The sequence below is a fragment of the Pseudomonas sp. B21-040 genome (genome assembly GCF_024748695.1).
GTDB lineage: Bacteria > Pseudomonadota > Gammaproteobacteria > Pseudomonadales > Pseudomonadaceae > Aquipseudomonas.
Window position 1 is genome coordinate 5,880,502 of record NZ_CP087176.1, and the last position, 23,219, is coordinate 5,903,720.

Sequence of the window (23,219 nt, forward strand, 5' to 3'; positions counted from 1 at the left end):
GGTTCACCCCCCAAAACCGCAGATGAACCGTCAATCAAGTCCTACGTTTACTCTGTTACCACACTTGGCGAACCGAGGTTGGCCATGCGCACACTGTTCTGCACTTGCTGGATTTCACCCGGAGAACCGATCGGCCCCAGGCGCACCCGATGCAGTGTCTGTTGGTTGCGCACTATCGAGCTGATGAACACCGGAGCGCTCACCATCCCGCTGAGCTTCGATCTCAGGAGTTCTGCAGCGTCCGGGTTGGCGAACGCGCCCACCTGCAGATACTGGCCAGAGGCTGGTACAGAAGCGTTTTTTTTTGCATCAAGCTGAACGGGCACGACGGCCGCGGCGTGTTGCTGCGGTGGCGGCGTCCATTGCTCGACGGTGCCGGCCGAGGCCGTAATCACCGGGGCGCTATTTTGCGCGACTTGCGGCTCGTTGAGCATCAAAGGCGCCGGACGGCCTTTTTGTGCCCACCACTGTTGCGGGTCGATACCCTCGACCTTGACCCGCGCGGTGCCGATTTCGGCGTAACCGAGTTTTTTGGCAGCGGCATAGGACAAGTCGATGATGCGGTCCGAATAGAACGGCCCACGGTCGTTGACCCGCAGGATCACGCTCTTGTTGTTGTCCAGGTTGGTCACCCGAACGTAACTTGGCAGTGGCAATGTCTTGTGTGCGGCACTCATGCCGTACAGGTCATACACCTCGCCATTGGCGGTGTTCTGACCGTGAAACTTGGTGCCATACCAGGACGCCGTGCCCGAGGCGACGTAGGTCTTGGATTCTTGCAGCGGGAAATAGGTCTTGCCCAGCACCGTGTACGGGTTGGCCTTGTAAGGACCGCTGTGCAGGGTCGGCGTGGCATCCGGGATGCGCGATACGTCGACATCCCACCACGGCGCGCCATCTTTGTGGGCGCGGTTGATGTCCAGCCCCGGCGTAGCGCGCACGGCAGTGGACGAGGATTTCTGAGCCGGCGCGCGACTGGTCGAGCAACTGGCAAGCAGCACCGCCAATGCGGCGAAAGCCATGAGCTTGAGGGGTTTATCCATAGGCGATGCCCGCATTACTTGACGCCCCGTGCTTGGACCAGTTGCTCAGACAGTTGATGTACGGCCATGGCGTACATCACGCTGCGGTTATAACGCGTGATTGCGTAAAAATTCTTCAGGCCCATCCAGTACTCGGGGCCATTGTCACCTTCAAGGCGGAAAGCCGTGACCGGCATATCATCGCGCAGCGCATCATGACTTGACCACCCTAGAGCCCGCAACTCCCCTGCGGTTTTAGTCGGCTCGATGCCCGTGGTCAACCCTTCGTCCACCTGCTCGCCTCGTACATCGGCGCGGCTGACCACCGGTTCGCCGGCAACCCAGCCGTGAAGCTTGAAGTAACTGGCGACGCTACCAATGGCATCGTCCGGATTGGTCCAGATATTAATGTGACCATCACCGTCGAAATCCACCGCATACGCGCGAAAACTGCTCGGCATGAACTGCGGCAAGCCCATGGCGCCTGCGTAGGAACCTTTGAGGGTCAACGGATCGACCTGTTCTTCACGGGCCAGCAGCAAGAACTCACGCAATTCCTTGCGGAAGAATTCGGCACGGGGAGGATAGTCGAAACCCAATGTCGATAACGCGTCGATCACCCGGTAATTACCGGTATTACGGCCGAAAAAGGTTTCAACTCCGATGATCGAGACAATCACCTGGGCCGGCACACCATATTCCTGCTCGGCACGCGCCAGCACTGCTTCGTGCTGACGCCAGAAGTCCACACCACGGGCAATGCGCGCGTCGGTGATGAACATTGGACGGTATTCGTTCCATTGCTTGACCCGTTCGGCGGGCTTGGAGATCGCATCCAGGATCGACTGCTTGCGTTCGGCTTCGCGGAACACGCCCATCAGCTGTTCGCCAGCGAAACCGTAGTCGCGGGTCATTTCACCGACGAATTCGGCCACCTGGGGTGAACCTTCGTAATCGCCGGCCAACGCGTCCTGCGTTATGCCAAGGATGCTTACCAGGCCGACCCATGGCGCGTATCGAGTCGCCCAGCCACGCATTACTTGCATTGAAATCTTCACCTTATTCAAACCTGTGCGATCCACTTACGATGGGTATGGATCGACATCAAAACCCCAAACGCTGACAGCAGCGTCACCAGCGAAGTTCCACCGTAGCTAATGAACGGCAACGGCACCCCCACCACCGGCAACAGGCCACTGACCATACCGATGTTGACGAAAACATAAACAAAAAACGTCATGGTCAAACTGCCCGCAAGCAATTTTCCGAACAATGTCTGGGCCTGGGCGGTGATCACCAACCCGCGACCGATCAGCAGCAGGTAAATCAGCAGCAGCGCACAAATGCCGACCAGCCCGAACTCTTCACCCATGACCGCAATGATGAAGTCGGTGTGGCTTTCCGGCAGGAAGTCCAGGTGCGACTGGGTGCCCAGCAGCCAGCCCTTGCCAAACACGCCACCCGAACCGATGGCAGCTTTGGACTGAATGATGTTCCAGCCAGTGCCCAGCGGATCGCTCTCAGGGTCAAGGAAGGTCAGGATTCGCTGCTTCTGGTAGTCGTGCATGATGAAAAACCACATCGCCACGGCCACCGGTACGGCCGCCGCCAGCACGCTGATGATCCAGCGCCATTTCAAACCACCCATAAACAGAACGAACGCACCGCCTGCCAGGATCAGCAGCGAGGTACCAAGGTCCGGCTGACGCACGATCAGGATGAACGGCAAACCAATCAGAAACAGACTGACCGCTACGTGCTTGAGCTGCGGCGGCAAGGTGCGCTTGGACAAATACCAGGCGATGGTGGCCGGCATCAGGATTTTCATGAATTCCGACGGCTGGAAGCGAATCACGCCGGGAATGTTGATCCAGCGCGTGGCCCCCATGGCGTTATGGCCCATGACGTCCACCACCACCAGCAAGAGCACACCCAGCACGTAACCGACCGGCACCCAACGCGCCATGAAGCGCGGCTCGAACTGCGCGATGACGATCATCGACACCAGGCCGATGCCGAACGAAGTGGCTTGCTTGGCCAGCAGGTCCCAGCTTTTTCCGCTGGCCGAATACAGCACGAACAGACTGCCGGCGGCGAGGGTCAGCAGCAGAATCAACAAAGGGCCATCGATGTGCAGGCGCTGCAACAGCGTCGCACGGCGACGCATCACATCCTCGCTGGAGAGCATGCGGTCGAAATTATTCTTCACGGGCCGTAGCCTCCGCACTGATAGGGCTGGCGTACTCGGCTTTGAGATGGCCGTCCTGGTCCAGGAGCCAGGCATCCATGACTTGACGCACTACAGGCGCGGCGACCCCGGAACCGGACTCGCCGTTCTCGACCATGACCGACACCACGATTTGCGGGTTGTCGGCCGGCGCAAAGCCGACAAACAAGGCGTGGTCACGGTGGCGTTCTTGCACTTTGGAGCGGTCGTACTTCTCGCCCTGCTTGATCGCGACCACCTGGGCCGTACCACTTTTGCCGGCGATCCGGTATTGCGCGCCGATCGAGGCCTTGCGCGCCGTACCGCGAGCGCCGTGCATCACTTGCTGCATACCGTGGTTGACCTTGGTCCAGTCGGACGGATCGCGCAGGACGATGTCCGGCATCGGGTTTTCATCCTTGGGCTTCACGCCCTCAACCGTCTTGGCCAGGTGCGGCCGGTTCCACACGCCTTTGTTGGCCACCAGCGCAGTGGCCTGGGCCAGCTGCAATGGCGTGGATTGCATGTAGCCCTGCCCGATCCCCAGAATCAGGGTTTCACCCGGGAACCACGCCTGGCGCCGGGTCGCACGTTTCCATTCACGGGACGGCATCAGGCCCGGCGACTCTTCGAACATGTCCAGCGAGACCTTTTGGCCAATGCCGAATTTGCCCAGGTACGACGACAACCGGTCGATCCCCAGCTTGTGGGCCAGATCATAGAAGTAGGTGTCGTTGGACCGCATGATTGCCGTGTCCAGATCCACGTAACCATCACCCGTACGGTTCCAGTTACGGTATTTGTGATCGTAGTTGGGCAGCATGTAGTAACCGGGGTCGAAGACTCGGGTCGACGCGGTGACCACCCCCGAATCCAGACCGGCAATCGCCACCGCCGGCTTGATGGTCGAACCCGGCGGGTACAGGCCGCGCAACACGCGGTTGAACAGCGGCCGGTCGATGGAGTCGCGCAGCTCGGAATAGGCCTTGGAGCTGATGCCGGTGACGAACAGGTTCGGATCGAAACTCGGCTGACTGACCATCGCCAGCACTTCACCGGTTTTTGGGTCCAGTGCCACGACGGCACCACGACGTCCGCCAAGTGCGGTCTCGGCGGCTTCCTGCAATTTGATGTCCAGGCTCAGGACGATGTCCTTGCCAGGAATCGGATCGGTACGCTTGAGCACGCGCAATACGCGGCCCCGAGCGTTGGTTTCGACTTCCTCGTAACCGACCTGACCGTGCAGCTCGGGTTCGTAGAAGCGTTCGATGCCGGTTTTGCCAATTTGATGGGTGCCGCTGTAACTCACCGGATCCAGAGACTTGAGCTCTTTCTCGTTGATCCGCCCCATATAACCTACCGAGTGCGCAAAATGCGCACCCTGCGGATAGTGACGAACCAGCTGCGCGACCACTTCCACGCCCGGCAGACGGAACTGATTCACCGCGATACGGGCGATCTGTTCTTCGGTCAGCTCGAACAGGATCGGTACTGGCTCGAACGGCCGGCGCCCCTGCCGCATGCGCTTCTCGAAAATCATCCGATCCTCTGGAGTCAACTCCAGCACCTGGACGATCACGTCGAGCACTTGTTGCCATTCACCAGAGCGTTCGCGGGTCATGCTCAGGCTGAAGCTGGGTCGGTTGTCGGCGATTACCACGCCATTGCGGTCGAAGATCAACCCGCGCGTGGGCGGAATCGGCTGCACATGGACGCGGTTGTTTTCCGAGAGGGTCGAGTGGTACTCGTACTGGATCACCTGAAGGAAATACAGCCGCGCAATCAGTACGCAGATCAGCGTTACGACCGCAATTGCCCCGAACACGACGCGACCACGCACCAGACGGGCGTCTTTTTCGTGGTCCTTGATGCGAATCGGCTGAGACATGAGGGCAGAACTACTTGTGGTATGGGTGGCCGGACAGGACTGTCCAGGCACGGTACAGCTGTTCGCCGATCAGAATTCGCACCAATGGGTGCGGCAACGTCAACGGCGACAATGACCAGCGCTGATCGGCTCGGGCACAGACTTCCGGCGCCAGCCCTTCGGGGCCGCCGACCATGAAGTTGACCGTGCGCGAGTCCAGGCGCCAGCGATCGAGTTCGACCGCCAGCTGCTCAGTGCTCCAGGGTTTGCCGTGGACTTCGAGAGTGACAATACGCTCGTTCGGCCCGACTTTGGCCAGCATGGCTTCGCCTTCCTGACGGATGAAGCGCGCCACGTCGGCGTTCTTGCCACGGGTATTGAGCGGTATTTCCACCAGTTCCAGCGCCAGCTCGGACGGAAGACGCTTGGCATATTCATGCCAGCCTTCTTCCACCCACTTGGGCATCCGTGAACCGACGGCGATCAGTCGCAGTCGCACAGCGGGCCCTTATTGCTGGTCTTTGTTGAGCTTGATGAAATGCTCGTGGGTGTTTTCCGGGCTGTGGTGGGCCGCGTTCAGAGCACGGCTCTGCTCTGCGCCGGACCACAGACGCTCCAGGTCGTAGAACTGGCGAGCCGAGGCGGTCATCATGTGAACGATGACATCGTCCATGTCCAGCAGGACCCAGTCGCTGTCGCCCTTGCCTTCTTCACCCAGCGGCTTGACACCCTGAGCCTTGACCGCTTCGCGGACCTTGTCCAGCATCGCGCCGATCTGGCGGTTGGAGGTACCGGTAGCGATGATCATGAAGTCAGTGATGCTCTGCTTTTCACGAACGTCGATCGCCTGAATGTCCTGGGCCTTGACGTCTTCCAGGGCCGCTACGGCAACCTTGACCAGCTCTTCGCCAGCGAGTGGTGCGCCGGTTGGAACTACTTCTGGCAGCGGGGCGCTCTTGAATGTGCCTTTGCGCTTTACTTTAGCTACGTCTTTGTCAGTCATATAAAACTCGTTTTGCTCGTATGTTCGGGGGCTTCGATACACGTGGTCACGTGCCTTGAAGCGCGCCTCTTTTCAGTTCGACGCACGGTAAAGTCCGTGCGCATCGATGTAGGCCAGGACCGCGTCGGGCACCAGGAAACGTACCGACTTACCGCTGGCCAGCAGTTGACGGATCTGGGTGGCGGATACCGCGAGCGGTGTCTGCCAGACGAATGCAATCTGTCCGCTCGGCCCATTGAGGGCCAGCGGGTCGCTCACCGAGCGCGCTGCCAGCAGGTTGCGCAAGGCATCCGGCGGTTCGCTGTCGGCATCCGGGCGTTGCAGCACCAGGATGTGGCAATGCTGGAGCAACTCTTCCCAGCGGTGCCAAGTGGGCAGGCCGCAAAATGCGTCCCAGCCCAGAAGTAGAAATACCTGGTCCTGCGCGGCCAGTTCGGCACGCATCAATTCCAGGGTATCGATAGTGTAGGACGGTTTGTCCCGCTGCAATTCGCGGGCGTCCACCACCAACGGCGCCACACCGGCCACCGCGCACTCGACCATCGCCAGACGGTCTTTTGCCGACACTTGCGGCGTATCACGATGCGGAGGCCTGGCACTGGGTGTCAGACGCAACTCATCGAGCGCCAGCGACTCGGCGACTTCCAGCGCACTGCGCAAATGGCCGATGTGCACCGGGTCGAACGTGCCGCCCAGCATGCCAATGCGCCGAGGTTGAGGCGTGTCGGCGGTGGCTGGGGTTGTCGGGGCGAGGTCGCTCAAGTCAGACCGACGCCTGGCCGCGCAACTGGCCATCACCGACCACGATGTACTTCTCGCACGTCAAACCTTCGAGGCCCACCGGGCCGCGGGCGTGCAGCTTATCAGTAGAAATGCCAATCTCGGCACCCAATCCGTATTCAAAGCCATCGGCGAAGCATGTCGGCGTGTTGATCATGACCGACGATGAATCGACTTGCGCCACAAAACGCCGGGTATCAGCGAGGTTTTCGCTGACGATCGAGTCGGTGTGATGGGAGCCGTACCGATTGATGTGGTCGATGGCCTGATCGAGGCCGTCGACCACGCGGATCGACAGAATCGGTGCCAGGTATTCGGTGGTCCAGTCGTCTTCGGTCGCCGCCGCAGCATCGATAATCGCCCGCGTGCGCTCGCAACCGCGCAGCTCGACGCCTTTTTCGCGGAACTGGGCAGCCATCGATGGCAGGAAATCTTTGGCAACGCTTTGATCGACCAATAGCGTTTCCATCGCGCCGCAAATGCCATAACGGTAGGTCTTGGCGTTGAACGCAATGCGCTGGGCTTTCGCCAGATCGGCGTGAGGGCTGACGTAGACGTGACAAATACCATCCAGGTGCTTGATGACAGGCACGCGGGCGTCACGACTGACGCGCTCGATCAGGCCACGGCCACCACGGGGCACGATGACATCGACGTATTCCGGCATGGTAATCAGCGCGCCAACGGCGGCACGATCGGTGGTTTCGACCACTTGCACCACAGCGCCAGGCAGTTCGGCTTCAGCCAGGCCGCGCTGGATGCAGGCGGCGATGGCGCGATTGGAGTGGATCGCCTCGGAACCGCCACGCAGGATGGTTGCATTGCCGGATTTGAGGCACAGGCTGGCGGCATCGATGGTCACGTTGGGACGGGATTCGTAGATGATCCCGATCACGCCCAGCGGCACGCGCATTTTTCCAACCTGGATGCCCGACGGACGGAAACTCATGTCGCGGATCGCGCCTACCGGGTCCGGCAATGCAGCTACCTGGCGCAAACCGACGATCATGCCGTCGATGCGTTCCGGGGTCAGCGCCAGACGCTCCAGCAGGGCCGGTTCAAGACCATTGGCCCGACCAGCGGCCAAATCCAGTTCATTGGCCGCCGTCAACTCGGCGCGTGCAGCGTCCAGCGCATCAGCGGCGGCTTGCAAGGCGCGGTTTTTCTGCGCGGTGCTGGCACAGCCGATGACGCGAGCGGCTTCGCGAGCAGCGCGGCCCAGGCGGGTCATGTAGTCAAGAACGGACTCAGTCATGGTCTGGAGTGGTCTTTGCTAAGGTCTTGGTAAAGAGTAAAGCGGCAGATTATAGCTGTCGCGTCCCCCGACTAACAGCGGTGACGGGCGGATGGTCGAAATCAAGAGCAATTTGCCGACGTTCAGCCGTGATTAAGCTGCAAATTGTTATCATCACCGCTCTATCAGCCCTGATAAACGCCGTTCATCATGTCCAACCTGACTGTTCGAGCGTCCGCTGCGAGCCGGCCCATCGGGCTCCCGGATGCGTTTTTCGACCGCGACGCGCAAACGCTGGCCCAGGATCTACTCGGTAAAGTCATCCGCCATCGAGTGGGCGACCTGTGGTTCAGCGCCCGAATTATCGAAACCGAAGCCTATTACTTCGAAGAAAAAGGCAGTCACGCCTCCCTTGGCTACACAGAAAAGCGTAAGGCTTTGTTTCTGGATGGCGGCCACATCTATATGTATTACGCCCGCGGCGGCGATTCCCTGAACTTCAGCGCCCAAGGCCCCGGCAACGCGGTGCTGATCAAATCGGCCTATCCATGGGTCGATGAATTGAGCGGGCCGGCGAGTCTGGCGCAAATGCTGCTGAACAACCCCGATGCACAGGGCCGCCCTCGTCCCTCGCAAAAGCTGTGTGCCGGGCAAACATTGCTCTGCAAGTCGCTGGGTTTGAAGGTGCCGGTCTGGGACGCCAAGCGCTTCGACCACGACGTGCTGCTGGTCGAAGACATCGGCCCGGCGCCCACCCACATCATCCAGACCACGCGCCTGGGCATCCCTCACGGACGCGATGAACACTTGATGTACCGCTTTGTCGATGCGGCCTACGCGCCGTATTGCACACGCAACCCTCTGCGCCGGGGACAGGTCGAAGGTCGCGATTATTTTTTGCTGCCATGACAGTAGCGAAATCTTGATGCAAAGCAGTTCCCACAGGGATTCTGTGGTGTTGCTTAAATTGTATTTGCCCACCTGTGGCCAATTGAACGTTCGATGGAGTTGTTTTTTATGGGCCCATGGCTCGATAGCGTGACCGGCTGGTTGGCGGCTAATCCGCAATGGCTGGCTGCAGCAGTGTTCATCGTGGCTTTTGTGGAATGCCTGGCGATTGCCGGACTGATCGTACCCGGCACAGTGTTGCTGTTTGCTGTGGCGGTATTGGCCGGGAGCGGTGCGTTGTCACTGAGTGAAACGCTGTTGCTGGGGTTCGTTGCCGGTGTGCTGGGTGACATTGTTTCGTACTTCGTCGGCCGGCACTTCCACCAGAATATCCGTCGTTTGCCGGGGTTGCGTCATCACCCCGAGTGGATCGCCGGCGCCGAGTCCTATTTCCAACGCTATGGCATCGCCAGCCTGCTGGTCGGGCGCTTCATCGGGCCGTTGCGACCGATGCTGCCGATGGTCGCCGGGATGTTCGACATGCCGTTTCCGCGCTTTGCCGCAGTCAGCGTGTTGGCCGCCGCTGGCTGGAGTGTTGCCTATTTGCTACCCGGTTGGGCCACAGGGGCGGCGATTCGCCTGCCACTGCCGGAAGGTTTCTGGCCTGAAGCCGGGATCGTCGCAGGCAGTATTGCCGTCTTGGTGGGCTTGAGCGTCACCAGCAGTCTGCGCCGCCATCGCCAGGCGACGACGCTGATTGCCGGCATGAGTTTTCTGATTCTGGTGGGACTGTTTATCGGCTACCCGCACCTGACCGCACTCGATCAAGGCGTAATGACCCTGGTGCAGGAACACCGCGGCCCGATGCTCGACGAAGTCGCCGTCGTCTTCACACTGATTGGCGAATTTCGCAACATGCTGGTATTCAGCGCGCTGCTGACCGGCCTTTTGCTGATTGCGCGGCAATGGCGCCAGGCGATTTTCGCCGGCAGCACCCTGCTCTGCACCGCGCTGGCCAACACCGCAACCAAACACTTTTTCGCCCGCCTGCGCCCGGAAGTGTTGAGTGATCCATTGACCAGTTACAGCATGCCCAGCGGTCACGCCTCCGGCTCATTCGCGCTGTTCCTGACCCTCGCCGTACTGGCGGGCCGAGGGCAACCGCCACGGATGCGCCTGACCTGGTTGCTGCTGGGCTGCTTGCCCGCGCTGGCAATTTCCCTGTCGCGGGTGTATCTGGGCGCGCATTGGCCGACGGATGTACTGGCGGGTGCGGTGCTGGCGGCGGCCGTGTGTGCGGCGAGCTTGTGGCTGACTCAGCGCAAGGCGCCACTCAATGCCATGCCACCCAAGGTCTGGTGGCTGGTGCTGCCAGTACTGGTGGCGTTGTTCGGGTTCTTTGTGTTGCGGCATTTGCCACATACGTTGTTGCGGTATGCCTACTGATCAGGCAAACAACTCACCCTGCAACTCATCCAGCAACGCCTGAATCGCATCCAGCCGTTGCTGCGGATCGTCGAGTTGCAGCAGGTCTATCTTGTCGACCTCGGCAAATGGCAGCAGGTACGCCAGTTGATTGGCCAGCGACTGCTGCCCGGTTGCCTCGGTCCCCATGTTCAGGGCCTCGACCATCGGGTGTTCGGCCAAGGCCTTGAGCAACGCAACCAGGTCGGCGTCCTCGTCCTGCAAGGGTTGCTCGGGTTCGTCTTCCAGCCATTCGACTTCAGCGACGGTCAACTGATCACGCTGAACCTCGGTGCGCAAAACCTGGAAACGGCGCCCGCCCTGCACCCGAATACCCAGCAAGCCGTTGTCCTGCTGTTTGAAATCGGTGATCCGCGCTTCGCACCCCACCAAGGCATACCCTGCCGGCGCGATGCCGACTTCTTCGCCGTCGAGGATGCACACCACACCGAAGCCGCCGCCCTGTTTCATGCAGCGGCCGATCATGTCCAGGTAGCGCGCTTCGAAGATCTGCAAGTCGAGGATGCAGCCAGGAAACAGCACCGTGTTCAGCGGGAAAAGCGGTAAGTTCATAGACATTTCCTTACACCACCATCGACACCGCCAACGGCAGGAACACCGCTGTGGCCACACCCATCAGACTCATCGCCAGCGCCGCAAAGGCGCCGCACTCTTCACTTTCCTGCAGGGCTACCGAAGTGCCGACCGCATGGGCCGTCATTCCCAATGCCATGCCGCGCGCTTCCGGGCTGCGCACACCGAGCCGCGTCAACAGACCAGGGCCGAAGATCGCACCGATCACGCCAGTGATCAACACGAACACCGCCGCCAGCGCCGCGACACCACCGATCTGCTCGGCCACCAGCATGGCAATCGGCGACGTTACCGACTTCGGCGCCATGGTCATCAGGATCATGTGCTCGGCACCGAACCACCACCCCAGCAACACGCCCATGCCCGTGGCCACCACGCCACCTATCACCAGCGTAGTAAATATCGGCCAGAACAACTGCCGAATCCTTCGCAGATTGAGGTACAGCGGCACGGCCAGTGCAACCGTTGCGGGTCCGAGCAGGATGCTGAGGATCTCGGTGCTCTTGCGGTACTCCGCGTAGGTCAGGCCGCAGGTCAGCAGGACACCGATCACCACCAACATGGAGACCAGCACTGGCTGCAAAAAGATCCAGCGGGTTTTCTCAAAAGCCGCCAGCACCAGTTGATAAGCACCCAATGTAATACCGATGCCGAACAGCGGATGATGGATCACCGAGTCGAGTGCGCCGTGCCAATCAAGGGTCATTGGTCATCTCCGCGATGGGCATGGCGCTTGACCATGCGTTGCATCAGCACCCCGGCAAACGCCATGGACAGCAGCAGCGACAACACCAACGCACCGACGATGGCCCAGAAATCGGCGGCAATATCCTTGGCATACACCATCACGCCCACGGCCGGCGGCACCAGCAGCAACGGCAAGTACCGCAGCAGGCTGCTGGCCGCCAGGCTCAGCGGTTCGCCGACTTGCCCGCGTGAAATCAGATACACCAGCAACAGCAGTAAGCCGACAATCGGCCCCGGCAGCACCGGTAAAAACAAGTGGTTGATGGCTGTGCCCAGCAATTGGAACAGCACCAGCCAGGTCAGGCCACGTAACAACATCCGGCATCTCCCGCGCTCGCCCCACCCAAAAAGGGGCCGCGTATTATAAGCACGTCAACGCTATGGATCGGCATTCGCCAAAAGCATGGTCAGTTGACCGGAGCAATCGGCCATGTTGATCTACAGTGGTTCGCAGGGAGGTCAAATCCCCCCACCCGAAAAACTATAAATCCGATGAAACACAAGGAGAGTCTCAATGCCCCAGGTTCCCGTTGCAGAGCTCAAAGATTATGTCGGCAAGGAACTCGGACGTTCCGAATGGCTCACCATCGATCAGGAGCGGATCAACCTGTTCGCAGAAGCCACAGGTGACTATCAGTTTATTCATGTCGACCCGGTCAAAGCCGCGCAAACGCCATTTGGCAGCACCATCGCACATGGATTCCTGTCGCTGTCACTGATCCCGAAGTTGATGGAAGACATCCTCGTCATGCCCGAAGGCGTGAAGATGGTGGTCAACTACGGCCTCGACAGCGTGCGTTTTATTCAACCGGTCAAGGTCAATTCGAAAGTGCGCCTCAAAGTTGATTTGACCGACGTCATCGAGAAAAAACCCGGTCAATGGCTGCTCAAAGCAACTACCACCCTTGAGATAGAAGGCTCGGACAAACCGGCCTATATCGCAGAACCCCTGTCCCTCTGTTTCGTGTAACCCTCGCGGATGCGAAGCAGCTCACGCTGTTTCGCACCCCTCTCTATATATACGACACATAGCTGCGGCATACTCGCTCGCCTAATTGCCCGGATCCCGCTATGCGCTCACTTGCACTCCTTGCCCTGACCCTTTTGCTCACTGCTTGCGGCGACGGCGAATCGCTGTTGCCCCCGGATGCCCGCCTGCCGGATGGCGGGCGCTATCGCGGTGATCTGGTCAATGGTTTGCTGCAAGGCCAGGGCCGCATCGACTATCCAAATGGCAGCTGGTACGCCGGCGAGTTCGACAAGGGGCAATGGCACGGCCAGGGCGAATGGCATGGCAGCAATGGCGAGGTCTATCGCGGGCTGTTCAATCAGGGCCTGTTCGACGGCCAGGGCTCGCTGACCACACCGGCCAGCAGCTACACCGGCGGTTTCAAACTCGGCCGGCGCGAGGGTGAAGGCACGCTCAAAGAAAACGGCATGAGCTATCGCGGCGAATTCAAGGCCGATCAATATTCAGGGCTCGGTCGTCTCGAACTCGATGACGGCAGCTCGTACCAGGGTCAGTTCGCCCACGGCAAACCCAACGGGGAAGGCCAGCGCGGCGACGCCAGCGGCAATCAATTCACCGGGCACTTTGTCAACGGTCAGCTGGAAGGCAACGGGACTTTCAACAGCGCCGACGGCGACATCTATGTCGGCGGTTTCAAGAACAATCAACTGCACGGCAAGGGCCGCTACGAAAATGCCGACGGCGATGTCTGGCTCGGTCAATTCAAGGAAGGATCCCTGAACGGCAAGGGCGAGTTGATCGGCTCCGACAGCAGCCATTACACCGGCCAGTTCAGTGATTGGCGCTTCACCGGCCAAGGTCGATTAAACCTGCCGGACGGCAGCTTCTACACCGGTCAATTTGACAGTGACAGTTACTCGGGACGCGGCACGCTGGTGCTCACCGACGGCACCGTGCAAAGCGGCACATGGCTCAATGGCCAGCGCGTACGTGACGCCGACGGCAAGCTGCTGCCTGACAGCCTGGAGCTCGGCTTGCTGGCTCAAGGCCGCTTGCTCGAGGACGCCCTGCTCAACGTGCCGGCCTCGACTCCAGCCGTCGAGTTGTACACCCTGACCCTGGGCGGCGACGGCAAGCAAAGCGTGTTCCTGCGCGAATCCGATTACGTCAGCAACATGCTCAGCAGCCGCTTCGGCGCGTTCGGGCAAATCCGCCTGGTAAATCACCGCGACCACCTAATGGACCGCCCGATGGCTACCCGGGAAAACCTGCGCCGCGCTGCCGCTACCCTGGCTGAGCGCAGCGGCCCGGAAGACTTGATTTTCATTTACCTGACCAGCCACGGCACCAGCGAACATCAACTGGTGCTCGATCAACCGCGCATGGAGCTGGCCGACCTGCCGGCCGACGAACTCGCCGCAGTGCTTGCTCCCTTGAAAAATCGCGACAAGATCATTGTGATTTCGTCCTGCTATTCCGGCGGTTTCATTCCCGCCCTCAAGGACGAGCGCACCCTGATCATGACCGCGTCGCGGGCAGACCGTGTGTCCTTCGGCTGCGCCGAAGAAGCCAATTTCACCTACTTCGGCGACGCACTGTTCGCCCAGGCATTGAACCAGACCGATGACCTGGAGCAAGCCTTCAAACTGGCCAAGGCCACCGTCGCCGAGCGCGAACTGGCCGACAGCTTCGAAGCCTCCGAGCCACAGATCTGGGCGCCGAAAACCGTCCTCTCCCACTGGCAGTTGTTACGCAAGCAGCAGGCACGAAAAGCACTACAAAGTGTCTCTATCGACAGCAAGGATACAAAGAGCAACTAAGCTGAACAGTATCAAGGGAGAAACACTATGTACTTGACGCCTCAGCATGTCTTGATTGCCGGAGCTACCGGGCTGACCGGTGAACATCTGCTGGATCGCCTGCTCAATGAGCCAACGATCTCAAGGGTTTTGGCCCCTTCACGCCGTCCACTCGCCAAACACCCGCACCTGGAAAACCCTGTCGGCGATCCGGAGGTGTTTCTTCCACAGCTGCAAGGTCGCGTCGACATTGCCTACTGCTGCCTCGGCACTACCATCAAGCAGGCTGGCTCGGAACCCGCGTTTCGTGCGGTTGACCTGGACATGGTCGTGGCGTTTGCCAAGCGTGCGCGGGAAATGGGCGCACGCCACCTGATCGTGATCAGCGCCTTGGGCGCCGATCGTAGATCCTCGGTTTTCTACAACCGGGTCAAAGGCGAGATGGAACACGCATTGCGTGCGCAGGACTGGCCGCAACTGACCATTTGCCGCCCTTCTCTGCTGCTGGGTGATCGTGTCGCGCCACGCCTGGGCGAGAAAATCGCCGGTCCGCTGTCACGCCTGATCCCCGGCAAATACCACGGTATCGAAGCCTGCCAACTGGCGCGCGCGATGTGGCGATTGGCGCTGGAAGAGCAGGATGGAGTGCGGATTGTGGAGTCGGATGAGTTGCGCAAGCTCGGTAAATAATCCGCAAATCTGCGGCGAGGGAGCTTGCTCCCTCGCCACAATAGCCTCTAGCTACAACCCGCCCGTTGCCTGAAAACTCACCCCGATCACCGTCAGCACCGACAACGGCAACAGCAGCGTGTCGAGCAACGCGCTGGCCGGCAGGTCAACGCCGGGATAGCTCGGCGCGTCTGCACCAAAGCGGTCCTTGGCGCAGCATCCGCCGTTCATGGCGTACAAATCCAGACGCGTCCCCGCATACACCAGGGGTGCTCCGGGTTTGGCCGCATCAAGGGTGCGCGCGGTGGCGCAGCCCGTCAGTTGCAATGCCAGCAGAATGATCAGCAGCTTATTCATCGCTGCTCAAATGGTGTTCGCCCCAGCGTGGCAGCATGTCTTGCGGGATGTTCAACAGATTGAGAATCCGCGCCACGACAAAATCGATCAGGTCATCAATCGTCTGTGGCTGGTGATAGAAGCCTGGCGAGGCCGGCAATATCGTCACGCCCATGTTCGACAGCTTGAGCATGTGCTCCAGATGGATGCTCGAATACGGCGCCTCACGCGGAACCAGAATCAACTGGCGACGCTCTTTCAGGGTCACGTCGGCGGCACGCTCGATCAGGTTGTTGCAGGCACCGGTCGCAATGGCCGACAGCGTCCCCGTGGAGCACGGCACCACCACCATTGCCGCAGGCGCGCCGGAGCCCGAAGCCACCGGCGACATCCAGTCTTCCTTGCCATAGACCTTGATTTGCCCGGCCGCTGCACCGGTGTACTCAGTGAGGAAGGCTTGCATCATCTGCGGTTTGGCCGGCAGCGTAACGTCGGTTTCCGTGGCCATCACCAGTTGCGCTGCCTTGGAAATCAGGAAGTGCACTTCGCGGTCTTCACGAATCAGACAATCGAGCAAACGCAAACCGTACTGAGCGCCGGAAGCGCCGGTCATGGCCAGCGTGACGCGATCCGGACCACTGCTCATCGCAGGGCCTCGGCGAGTTTGCCGTGCAGGCCGCCGAAGCCGCCGTTGCTCATGATCACGACGTGAGTACCGGGCTGCGCCTGGCTTTTCACGCGCTCAATGATGCCTTCCAGCGAGTCGCTGACAATCGATGGCACGGTGCACAGCGCGGCGGTGCCGGCCAGGTCCCAACCGAGGTTGGCGGGTGCGTACCAGATCACTTGATCGGCATCGACCACGCTTTCCGGCAAACCGTCTCGGTGCGCGCCCAGCTTCATCGAGTTGGAGCGCGGCTCGATGATCGCGATCAACGGCGCGTCGCCGATGCGTTTGCGCAGGCCATCAAGGGTGGTGGCGATAGCGGTCGGATGGTGGGCGAAATCGTCGTAGATGGTGATCCCGCGCACTTCGGCGACTTTTTCCATGCGGCGCTTGACGCTTTTGAACGCGCTCAATGCAGCAATGCCCATCGATGGCACCACGCCGACGTGACGCGCCGCCGCCAACGTAGCCAATGCGTTAGCGACGTTGTGCTGGCCGGTCATGTCCCACTCGACCACACCTTGGGCGACGCCTTCGAACATCACTTCAAACTTCGAACCGTCTTCGCTGAGCAGCTTGACCTGCCATTGGCCGCCCGCGCCGGTGGTTTGCACCGGGGTCCAGCAGCCCATGTCGATGACACGTTGCAACGCCGGTTCGGTGGTCGGATGGATCACCAGGCCTTCGCTTGGAATGGTCCGCACCAGATGGTGGAACTGTCGCTCGATAGCCGGCAGGTCGGGGAAGATATCTGCATGATCGAACTCAAGGTTGTTCAGGATCGCCGTGCGCGGGCGGTAGTGAACAAACTTGGAACGCTTGTCGAAGAATGCACTGTCATATTCGTCGGCTTCGATCACAAAGAACGGCGTACCGCCCAAACGCGCCGACACCGAAAAATTCTGCGGAACACCGCCGATCAGGAAGCCGGGGCTCATGCCCGCGTGCTCCAGCACCCAGGCGAGCATGCTGCTAGTGGTGGTTTTGCCGTGAGTACCGGCAACGGCCAGCACCCAACGACCTTGCAGCACGTGATCGGCCAGCCACTGCGGGCCGGAAACGTAAGGAAGGCCTTTGTTCAGTACGTACTCGACGGCCGGGTTGCCGCGTGACATGGCGTTGCCGATCACCACCAGATCCGGAGCCGGATCGAGCTGGGAAGGATCGTAGCCTTGGGTCAACTCAATGCCTTGAGCTTCAAGCTGTGTGCTCATCGGCGGATAGACGTTGGCATCGGAGCCGGTGACGTGATGGCCCAGTTCCTTGGCCAGAACCGCCATCGAACCCATGAAGGTGCCGCAGATACCCAGAATATGAATGTGCATAGTCGACCTCGTAAAACATGGCCGCAGGTTAGCGTAGGGAGGGAAAAATCGCACCTTGTGTTTCGGTCTCACAGACGCCATCGCGGGCAAGCCCACCCCCACAGGTCACCGAAAATCCTGTGGAAGCGGGCTTACCCTCGATGGGGGGCGACGCGATTTAGCGGGCGATGCCGTGTTTACGCAGCTTTCTATAAAGCGTATTTCGGCTGACCCCCAACTGCTCGGCGGTATGCGTCATGTGCCAACGCGTGTGTTCCAGCGCATTCAACAACGCCACCCGTTCGGCATCGTCCAGCGGATGATCCGACGATGCTTCAACAGTCATCACCGGCGCCGGCCGCGCCTGTCGAATCATCGCTGGCAAATCCTCCCACCCGATCTTCCCGTTCTCACACAGCGCGGCCAGTGTGCGCAACACGTTACGCAATTGCCGCACATTCCCCGGCCAGTTGAAGCCCAGCAACGCCTGACGCGCTGCCGCATCGATCTGCACCGCTTCACCGCCCGTCTCTTGTTCCAGCAAGAAGTCGAGCAATTGGGATTTATCACTGCGATCCCTTAGCGCCGGTAACGCAACTTCCAGCCCATTGAGCCGGTAATACAAATCCTCACGAAAGCCGCCGTCCTGCACCCGTTCCAACAGATTACGGTGCGTAGCACTGATGATTCGTACGTTGACCGCCTCCGGCTCCCCGCCAATCGGCACCACCTGTCGATCCTCCAACACCCTCAATAGCCGAGTCTGCAGGGCCAGGGGCATGTCGCCGATTTCGTCGAGGAACAGTGTTCCGCCATCGGCCTGCTGCAACTTGCCACGCATGCCTTCCTTGCGCGCACCGGTGAAACTGCCACCGCGATAGCCAAACAACTCACTCTCGATCAGGCTTTCAGGAATGGCCGCGCAGTTAAGGGCGACGAAGGCTTTTTCTGAGCGCTGACTGGCCTGGTGCACGGCTTTGGCGAATGCCTCTTTGCCGGAACCGGTTTCGCCGTTGATCAGCAGCGGCACGTCGCGCTCGAACACCCTCAGTGACTTGCGAAAATCCTCTTGCAACGCCGTATCACCGAGACAGATGCCTGATAGCGGCGCACGTTCGGCAAGTACCGGGCTTTGCACAACAGGCACCGGAATGCTGCGTGGCTGCCCGCGCAAAACGGCAAACAGACTTCGCCCGTCTCGGGTGCGCAACGGCCAACTGGCACTGGCGTTGACACTCGCGCGGCCGAGCAGCTCATCCAGCGAACAGTCGAAAAACGCCTCTACCGGCTTACCCAGCAAGCCGCCGCGAATATGCCCCAGCAAGTTCAGCGCGCTCTGGTTGACTGCACTGATCCGCCCTTCTCCGTCGAACGCCAGCAGCCCTTCGCTGAACAGCCCGACGGATTCGGCCTGCAAATGAAAGCGCAACAACCATTGATTGTCGAAGTAGCGCAGGAAATAGCAGCTCTCGATCATCTTCGCCGACAGATTGACCAGGGCCATGGTGTGAAACTGGCTTTGCCGGGAGACATCGTGGCGCGCCGAAGACACGTCGAGCACCGCCAGCAGTTCGCCATGGGGATCGAACACCGGGCTCGCCGAACAGGTCAGGCCGGTATGGCGTCCGCGAAAATGTTCGTCCTGATGGATGGTCAGCGACTGCCGCTCCACCAGGCAGGTGCCGATGCCGTTGGTGCCTTCGCAGGCTTCACTCCAGTCGGCGCCGAGCCACAGGCCGGCGCGCTCGAAAATCTTGCGCTCGGCGGGCGCGGTGACGCAATTGAGGATCACGCCACGGGCGTCGGTCAGCAACACGGCATGGCCAGCGCCGGAAAGCTGTTGGTGGAGGCTGGTCATTTCATTGCCGGCGATGTGCAGCACTTGCTGCAAGCGTTCACGGCTTTCCAGCACTCGACCGTGTTCCAGCACCGTCGGCGCCATGGTCAAGGCCGGGTCGAGGTGATAGTCCTCAAGACAACGCAGCCAGGAACGGGCAATGGACGGATCGCTGCCGGGACCGCGCAGGTGCGATTTGCCCTGGGTAACGGTCAAGACTTGCTGGGCATGGCGACTCAAATGATTGTCGTGCATTTCTTATTATTCTCCCCGCAGGGTCTGGCTCGCCCCGTGTAGCAGCTGCCGAAGGCTGCGTCCGGCCGCGAAGCGGTCGTAAACCGGTATCCCGTATTTCAGTGCCAAACCCAAGAGAGCGCTTCGCACTCTGACGCAGCCTTCGGCAGCTGCTACAGAGTGCGCGAGTCCGAGCATCCTCCAGCCTAGCCTGCATTGCAATGCTGGCAAGACCCGTCAGTCACAGGCTGTGCCACTAGCGGTACAAAGTGTCACGCACGCTGTACCGAAACCGTCACAGGCGCCGCCCGCCTGTCCGACAAAAACCGCGCAAGGCCTTGATTTGCCTGACATGCAAGGCGCTGGCCCGACCCTTGCTCTACGCTTAAAGCAAGCGCACATGCGCCTCTTCTTATAAATACAAAAGCCAAGGAGACAACATCATGCGTTACGCTCACCCCGGTACTGAAGGCGCTATCGTTTCGTTCAAGGCCAAATACGGTAACTACATCGGCGGCGAGTTCGTCGCGCCTGTCAAAGGTCAGTACTTCACCAACACCTCGCCAGTGAATGGCCAACCGATTGCCGAATTCCCACGTTCCACCGCCGAAGACATCGACAAGGCCCTGGACGCTGCACATGCCGCCGCCGATGCCTGGGGCGCCACGTCCGCCCAGGCGCGCTCGCTGGTGCTGCTGAAAATCGCCGACCGCATCGAGCAAAACCTGGAACTGCTGGCAATCACCGAATCCTGGGACAACGGCAAAGCCGTTCGCGAAACCCTCAACGCCGACATCCCACTGGCTGCCGACCACTTCCGCTACTTCGCCGGTTGCATCCGCGCCCAAGAAGGCAGCGCCGCCGAGATCGACGGCAACACCGTGGCCTATCACATCCATGAACCGCTGGGCGTAGTCGGGCAGATCATCCCGTGGAACTTCCCGATCCTGATGGCCGCCTGGAAACTCGCCCCGGCCCTGGCCGCCGGTAACTGCGTAGTGCTCAAGCCTGCCGAGCAGACTCCGCTGGGCATTACCGTGCTGGTCGAGCTGATCGGCGACCTGCTGCCACCCGGCGTATTGAACATCGTGCAAGGCTTCGGCAAAGAGGCCGGCGAAGCGCTGGCCACCAGCAAGCGCATCGCCAAGATCGCGTTCACCGGCTCGACCCCGGTCGGCTCGCACATCATGAAATGCGCTGCCGAAAACATCATTCCGTCCACCGTGGAACTGGGCGGCAAATCGCCGAACATCTTCTTCGAAGACATCATGAAGGCCGAACCGTCCTTCATCGAAAAAGCCGCTGAGGGCCTGGTGCTCGCCTTCTTCAACCAAGGCGAAGTCTGTACCTGCCCGTCCCGCGCGCTGGTGCAAGAGTCGATCTACGACGACTTCATGAAAGTCGTGATGAAAAAAGTCCTGTCGATCAAACGTGGCGACCCGCTGGACACCGACACCATGGTCGGCGCCCAGGCATCCGAGCAGCAATTCGACAAAATTCTTTCGTACCTGGAAATCGCCAAGGGCGAAGGCGCCGAGCTGCTGACCGGCGGCAAGATAGAAAAACTCGAGGGCAGCCTGGCGACCGGGTATTACATCCAGCCGACCCTGCTCAAGGGCACCAACAAAATGCGCGTGTTCCAGGAAGAAATCTTTGGCCCGGTGGTGAGCATCACCACCTTCAAGGACGAAGCCGAAGCCTTGGCCATCGCCAACGACACCGAGTTCGGCCTGGGGGCCGGCCTCTGGACCCGCGACATCAACCGCGCCTACCGCATGGGCCGCGCCATCAAGGCCGGTCGTGTGTGGACCAACTGCTACCACCTGTACCCGGCGCATGCCGCGTTCGGTGGCTACAAAAAGTCCGGCGTCGGCCGTGAAACCCACAAGATGATGCTTGATCACTATCAGCAGACCAAAAACCTGCTGGTGAGCTACGACATCAATCCGCTGGGCTTCTTCTAACCCGGCGCGATATCGCGTAACGGCCATCGCGAGCAAGCTCGGCTCCTACAGGAGCATGGCTTGCCAGCGATGGCGTCCTCAATAACACACCGAACATTGCCCTGGCCGCTCTGGCACGGGCTTTGCGTGCCCGCTTCTCACCTGAAACGTCGTACCGCAAGTCCAAAAGATCAAACAATAAAAAAGACAGCGAGGACTTATGACTTCTTCTACACAGCTCAAACCCACACTCGGCACCCTGCATCTATGGGGCATTGCCGTCGGCCTGGTGATTTCCGGCGAGTACTTCGGCTGGAGTTACGGCTGGGGCACCGCAGGAACACTGGGGTTTCTCGTCACCGCCCTGATGGTGGCGACGATGTACACCTGCTTTATCTTCAGTTTCACTGAACTGACGACCGCAATTCCCCACGCTGGCGGGCCCTTTGCCTACAGCCGGCGGGCGTTTGGTGAGAAAGGCGGATTGATCGCCGGCATCGCCACCCTGATTGAATTCGTCTTTGCGCCACCGGCCATTGCCATGGCCATCGGCGCCTACCTCAACGTGCAATACCCGGAACTTGATCCGAAAATCGCGGCGGTTGGTGCGTATTTCGTGTTCATGGGCCTGAACATCCTCGGGGTCAGCATCGCTGCGACCTTCGAACTGGTGGTCACCGTGCTGGCGGTCGCCGAACTGCTGGTGTTCATGGGCGTGGTGGCGCCGGGTTTCAGCTTCAGTAACTTTGTGCTCAATGGCTGGTCAGGGTCCAACGAGTTCACGATCGCGTCCATTCCCGGCATCTTCGCCGCCATTCCCTTCGCGATCTGGTTTTTCCTCGCAATTGAAGGCGCGGCAATGGCAGCCGAAGAGGCCAAGGACCCGAAACGCACGATTCCCAAGGCTTACGTCAGCGGCATTCTGACCCTGGTGTTCCTGGCCATCGGCGTGATGGTCATGGCCGGCGGCGTCGGCGACTGGCGCCAACTGTCGAACATCAACGACCCGCTGCCGCAGGCGATGAAAGCCGTGGTCGGCAACAACTCCACGTGGATGCACATGCTGGTCTGGATTGGCCTGTTCGGCCTGGTGGCGAGCTTCCACGGGATCATCCTCGGTTACTCCCGTCAGTTCTTCGCCCTGGCGCGTGCCGGTTATCTGCCAAGCAGCCTGGCCAAACTCTCGCGTTTCCAGACCCCGCACCGGGCCATTTTGGCCGGCGGCGTGATCGGTATTGCGGCGATTTACAGCGATGGCCTGGTCAACCTGCAAGGCATGACCCTGACGGCGGCGATGATCACCATGTCGGTATTCGGTGCCATTGTGATGTACATCATCAGTATGCTGAGCCTGTTCAAACTGCGTAAAACCGAACCGAACCTGGAGCGCACCTTCCGCGCGCCGGGCTATCCGATCGTGCCGGGGATTGCGCTGTTTCTGGCGGTGGTGTGCCTGGTAGCGATGGCCTGGTTCAACACGCTGATCGGGTGTGTGTTTCTCGGCTTCATGGCGGCCGGCTACCTGTATTTCCAATTGACCGCCAGGCAACGCGCCGATGCGCCAGCCGACGCGATGCTCGAAGGTATTTGAGATGCACCGGCGCCGGGCCAATCCCCCGGCGCCTGCCCTATTTGGGGTCGACAACCCTGCCCTG

At 60.3% G+C, this 23,219-nt stretch carries 22 protein-coding genes; 7 read left to right on the plus strand and 15 right to left on the minus strand.

What is annotated here, in order from left to right:
• Positions 1 to 47: 47 nt before the first annotated feature.
• The 8 genes from LOY55_RS26925 to LOY55_RS26960 all read right to left on the minus strand — a co-directional run bounded on the left by LOY55_RS26925 (position 48) and on the right by LOY55_RS26960 (position 8,133).
• Entirely contained in the window at positions 48 to 1,058 is a 1,011-nt protein-coding gene (locus tag LOY55_RS26925) for a septal ring lytic transglycosylase RlpA family protein (RefSeq protein WP_109786350.1), read from the minus strand.
• A complete protein-coding gene (mltB, locus tag LOY55_RS26930; protein WP_046028723.1) occupies positions 1,058 to 2,068 on the minus strand; it encodes a lytic murein transglycosylase B in 1,011 nt (336 codons plus the stop codon). The genes LOY55_RS26925 and mltB overlap by 1 nt, the downstream gene beginning before the upstream one ends.
• 17 nt (positions 2,069 to 2,085) lie before the next feature.
• A complete protein-coding gene (gene rodA, locus LOY55_RS26935) occupies positions 2,086 to 3,189 on the minus strand; it encodes a rod shape-determining protein RodA (RefSeq protein WP_046028876.1) in 1,104 nt (367 codons plus the stop codon).
• A 31-nt stretch (positions 3,190 to 3,220) separates the two neighbouring features.
• The gene (mrdA, locus tag LOY55_RS26940) at positions 3,221 to 5,116 is read right to left on the minus strand and encodes a penicillin-binding protein 2 (RefSeq protein ID WP_223525609.1); all 1,896 of its coding nucleotides are present in this window, start codon (positions 5,114 to 5,116) and stop codon (positions 3,221 to 3,223) included.
• A gap of 10 nt (positions 5,117 to 5,126) precedes the next feature.
• Positions 5,127 to 5,594, minus strand: a complete 468-nt coding sequence (rlmH, locus tag LOY55_RS26945; protein ID WP_003185785.1) for a 23S rRNA (pseudouridine(1915)-N(3))-methyltransferase RlmH — start codon at positions 5,592 to 5,594, stop codon at positions 5,127 to 5,129.
• A gap of 9 nt (positions 5,595 to 5,603) precedes the next feature.
• Positions 5,604 to 6,098: a ribosome silencing factor gene (gene rsfS / locus LOY55_RS26950; protein WP_258667123.1), complete on the minus strand. Its 495-nt coding sequence runs from the start codon at positions 6,096 to 6,098 to the stop codon at positions 5,604 to 5,606.
• 72 nt (positions 6,099 to 6,170) lie between these two features.
• Positions 6,171 to 6,893 carry a nicotinate-nucleotide adenylyltransferase gene (gene nadD, locus LOY55_RS26955; protein ID WP_077431204.1) on the minus strand — a complete coding sequence of 241 codons (723 nt, stop codon included), beginning with the start codon at positions 6,891 to 6,893 and terminating at the stop codon, positions 6,171 to 6,173.
• On the minus strand, positions 6,862 to 8,133 hold the full coding sequence (locus tag LOY55_RS26960; protein WP_077431203.1) for a glutamate-5-semialdehyde dehydrogenase: 1,272 nt from the start codon (positions 8,131 to 8,133) through the stop codon (positions 6,862 to 6,864). The genes nadD and LOY55_RS26960 overlap by 32 nt, the downstream gene beginning before the upstream one ends.
• 189 nt (positions 8,134 to 8,322) lie before the next feature.
• Between LOY55_RS26960 and LOY55_RS26965 the strand changes: the two genes are divergently transcribed.
• Together LOY55_RS26965 and LOY55_RS26970 are read left to right on the plus strand one after the other, a co-directional pair.
• Positions 8,323 to 9,021 (plus strand): DNA-3-methyladenine glycosylase, encoded by a 699-nt coding sequence (locus tag LOY55_RS26965; protein WP_223525610.1) that lies wholly within the window; start codon positions 8,323 to 8,325, stop codon positions 9,019 to 9,021.
• A gap of 108 nt (positions 9,022 to 9,129) precedes the next feature.
• Positions 9,130 to 10,446 carry a bifunctional DedA family/phosphatase PAP2 family protein gene (locus LOY55_RS26970; protein WP_223525611.1) on the plus strand — a complete coding sequence of 439 codons (1,317 nt, stop codon included), beginning with the start codon at positions 9,130 to 9,132 and terminating at the stop codon, positions 10,444 to 10,446.
• Here the strand turns inward: LOY55_RS26970 and LOY55_RS26975 are convergent, their stop codons facing one another.
• From LOY55_RS26975 to LOY55_RS26985, 3 genes are read right to left on the minus strand one after another with little or no spacing between them, the layout of a single operon-like run.
• Positions 10,447 to 11,037, minus strand: a complete 591-nt coding sequence (locus tag LOY55_RS26975) for an LON peptidase substrate-binding domain-containing protein (protein WP_046028730.1) — start codon at positions 11,035 to 11,037, stop codon at positions 10,447 to 10,449.
• Between the two features lie 10 nt (positions 11,038 to 11,047).
• The gene (locus tag LOY55_RS26980; RefSeq protein WP_046028731.1) at positions 11,048 to 11,764 is read right to left on the minus strand and encodes an LrgB family protein; all 717 of its coding nucleotides are present in this window, start codon (positions 11,762 to 11,764) and stop codon (positions 11,048 to 11,050) included.
• Positions 11,761 to 12,123, minus strand: coding sequence for a CidA/LrgA family protein (locus tag LOY55_RS26985; RefSeq protein WP_046028732.1), 363 nt, complete (start codon positions 12,121 to 12,123; stop codon positions 11,761 to 11,763). The genes LOY55_RS26980 and LOY55_RS26985 overlap by 4 nt, the downstream gene beginning before the upstream one ends.
• A 196-nt stretch (positions 12,124 to 12,319) precedes the next feature.
• Between LOY55_RS26985 and LOY55_RS26990 the strand changes: the two genes are divergently transcribed.
• The 3 genes from LOY55_RS26990 (at position 12,320) to LOY55_RS27000 (ending at position 15,264) form a co-directional block, all read left to right on the plus strand.
• Positions 12,320 to 12,775 carry a MaoC family dehydratase gene (locus LOY55_RS26990; RefSeq protein ID WP_046028734.1) on the plus strand — a complete coding sequence of 152 codons (456 nt, stop codon included), beginning with the start codon at positions 12,320 to 12,322 and terminating at the stop codon, positions 12,773 to 12,775.
• 101 nt (positions 12,776 to 12,876) lie between these two features.
• Positions 12,877 to 14,595 carry a C13 family peptidase gene (locus LOY55_RS26995; RefSeq protein WP_109786352.1) on the plus strand — a complete coding sequence of 573 codons (1,719 nt, stop codon included), beginning with the start codon at positions 12,877 to 12,879 and terminating at the stop codon, positions 14,593 to 14,595.
• A 27-nt stretch (positions 14,596 to 14,622) separates the two neighbouring features.
• A complete protein-coding gene (locus LOY55_RS27000) occupies positions 14,623 to 15,264 on the plus strand; it encodes an oxidoreductase (protein ID WP_109786353.1) in 642 nt (213 codons plus the stop codon).
• 51 nt (positions 15,265 to 15,315) lie between these two features.
• On the opposite strand, the gene LOY55_RS27005 is transcribed toward LOY55_RS27000, so the two are convergent.
• The 4 genes from LOY55_RS27005 to LOY55_RS27020 form a co-directional block, all read right to left on the minus strand.
• Positions 15,316 to 15,600: a YceK/YidQ family lipoprotein gene (locus tag LOY55_RS27005; RefSeq protein WP_223525612.1), complete on the minus strand. Its 285-nt coding sequence runs from the start codon at positions 15,598 to 15,600 to the stop codon at positions 15,316 to 15,318.
• Positions 15,593 to 16,225 (minus strand): flavin prenyltransferase UbiX, encoded by a 633-nt coding sequence (gene ubiX, locus LOY55_RS27010; protein WP_046028741.1) that lies wholly within the window; start codon positions 16,223 to 16,225, stop codon positions 15,593 to 15,595. The genes LOY55_RS27005 and ubiX overlap by 8 nt, the downstream gene beginning before the upstream one ends.
• A complete protein-coding gene (gene mpl / locus LOY55_RS27015) occupies positions 16,222 to 17,571 on the minus strand; it encodes a UDP-N-acetylmuramate:L-alanyl-gamma-D-glutamyl-meso-diaminopimelate ligase (protein WP_046028742.1) in 1,350 nt (449 codons plus the stop codon). The genes ubiX and mpl overlap by 4 nt, the downstream gene beginning before the upstream one ends.
• A gap of 157 nt (positions 17,572 to 17,728) precedes the next feature.
• Positions 17,729 to 19,642 carry a sigma-54-dependent Fis family transcriptional regulator gene (locus LOY55_RS27020; protein ID WP_223525613.1) on the minus strand — a complete coding sequence of 638 codons (1,914 nt, stop codon included), beginning with the start codon at positions 19,640 to 19,642 and terminating at the stop codon, positions 17,729 to 17,731.
• A gap of 422 nt (positions 19,643 to 20,064) precedes the next feature.
• On the opposite strand from LOY55_RS27020, the gene LOY55_RS27025 reads away from it, so the two are divergent.
• Both LOY55_RS27025 and eat read left to right on the plus strand, forming a co-directional pair.
• Complete coding sequence (locus LOY55_RS27025; RefSeq protein ID WP_077431199.1) at positions 20,065 to 21,585, plus strand: aldehyde dehydrogenase family protein; 1,521 nt, start codon at positions 20,065 to 20,067, stop codon at positions 21,583 to 21,585.
• A gap of 199 nt (positions 21,586 to 21,784) precedes the next feature.
• Positions 21,785 to 23,155 (plus strand): ethanolamine permease, encoded by a 1,371-nt coding sequence (eat, locus tag LOY55_RS27030; RefSeq protein WP_109786355.1) that lies wholly within the window; start codon positions 21,785 to 21,787, stop codon positions 23,153 to 23,155.
• The last annotated feature ends 64 nt before the right edge of the window (positions 23,156 to 23,219 follow it).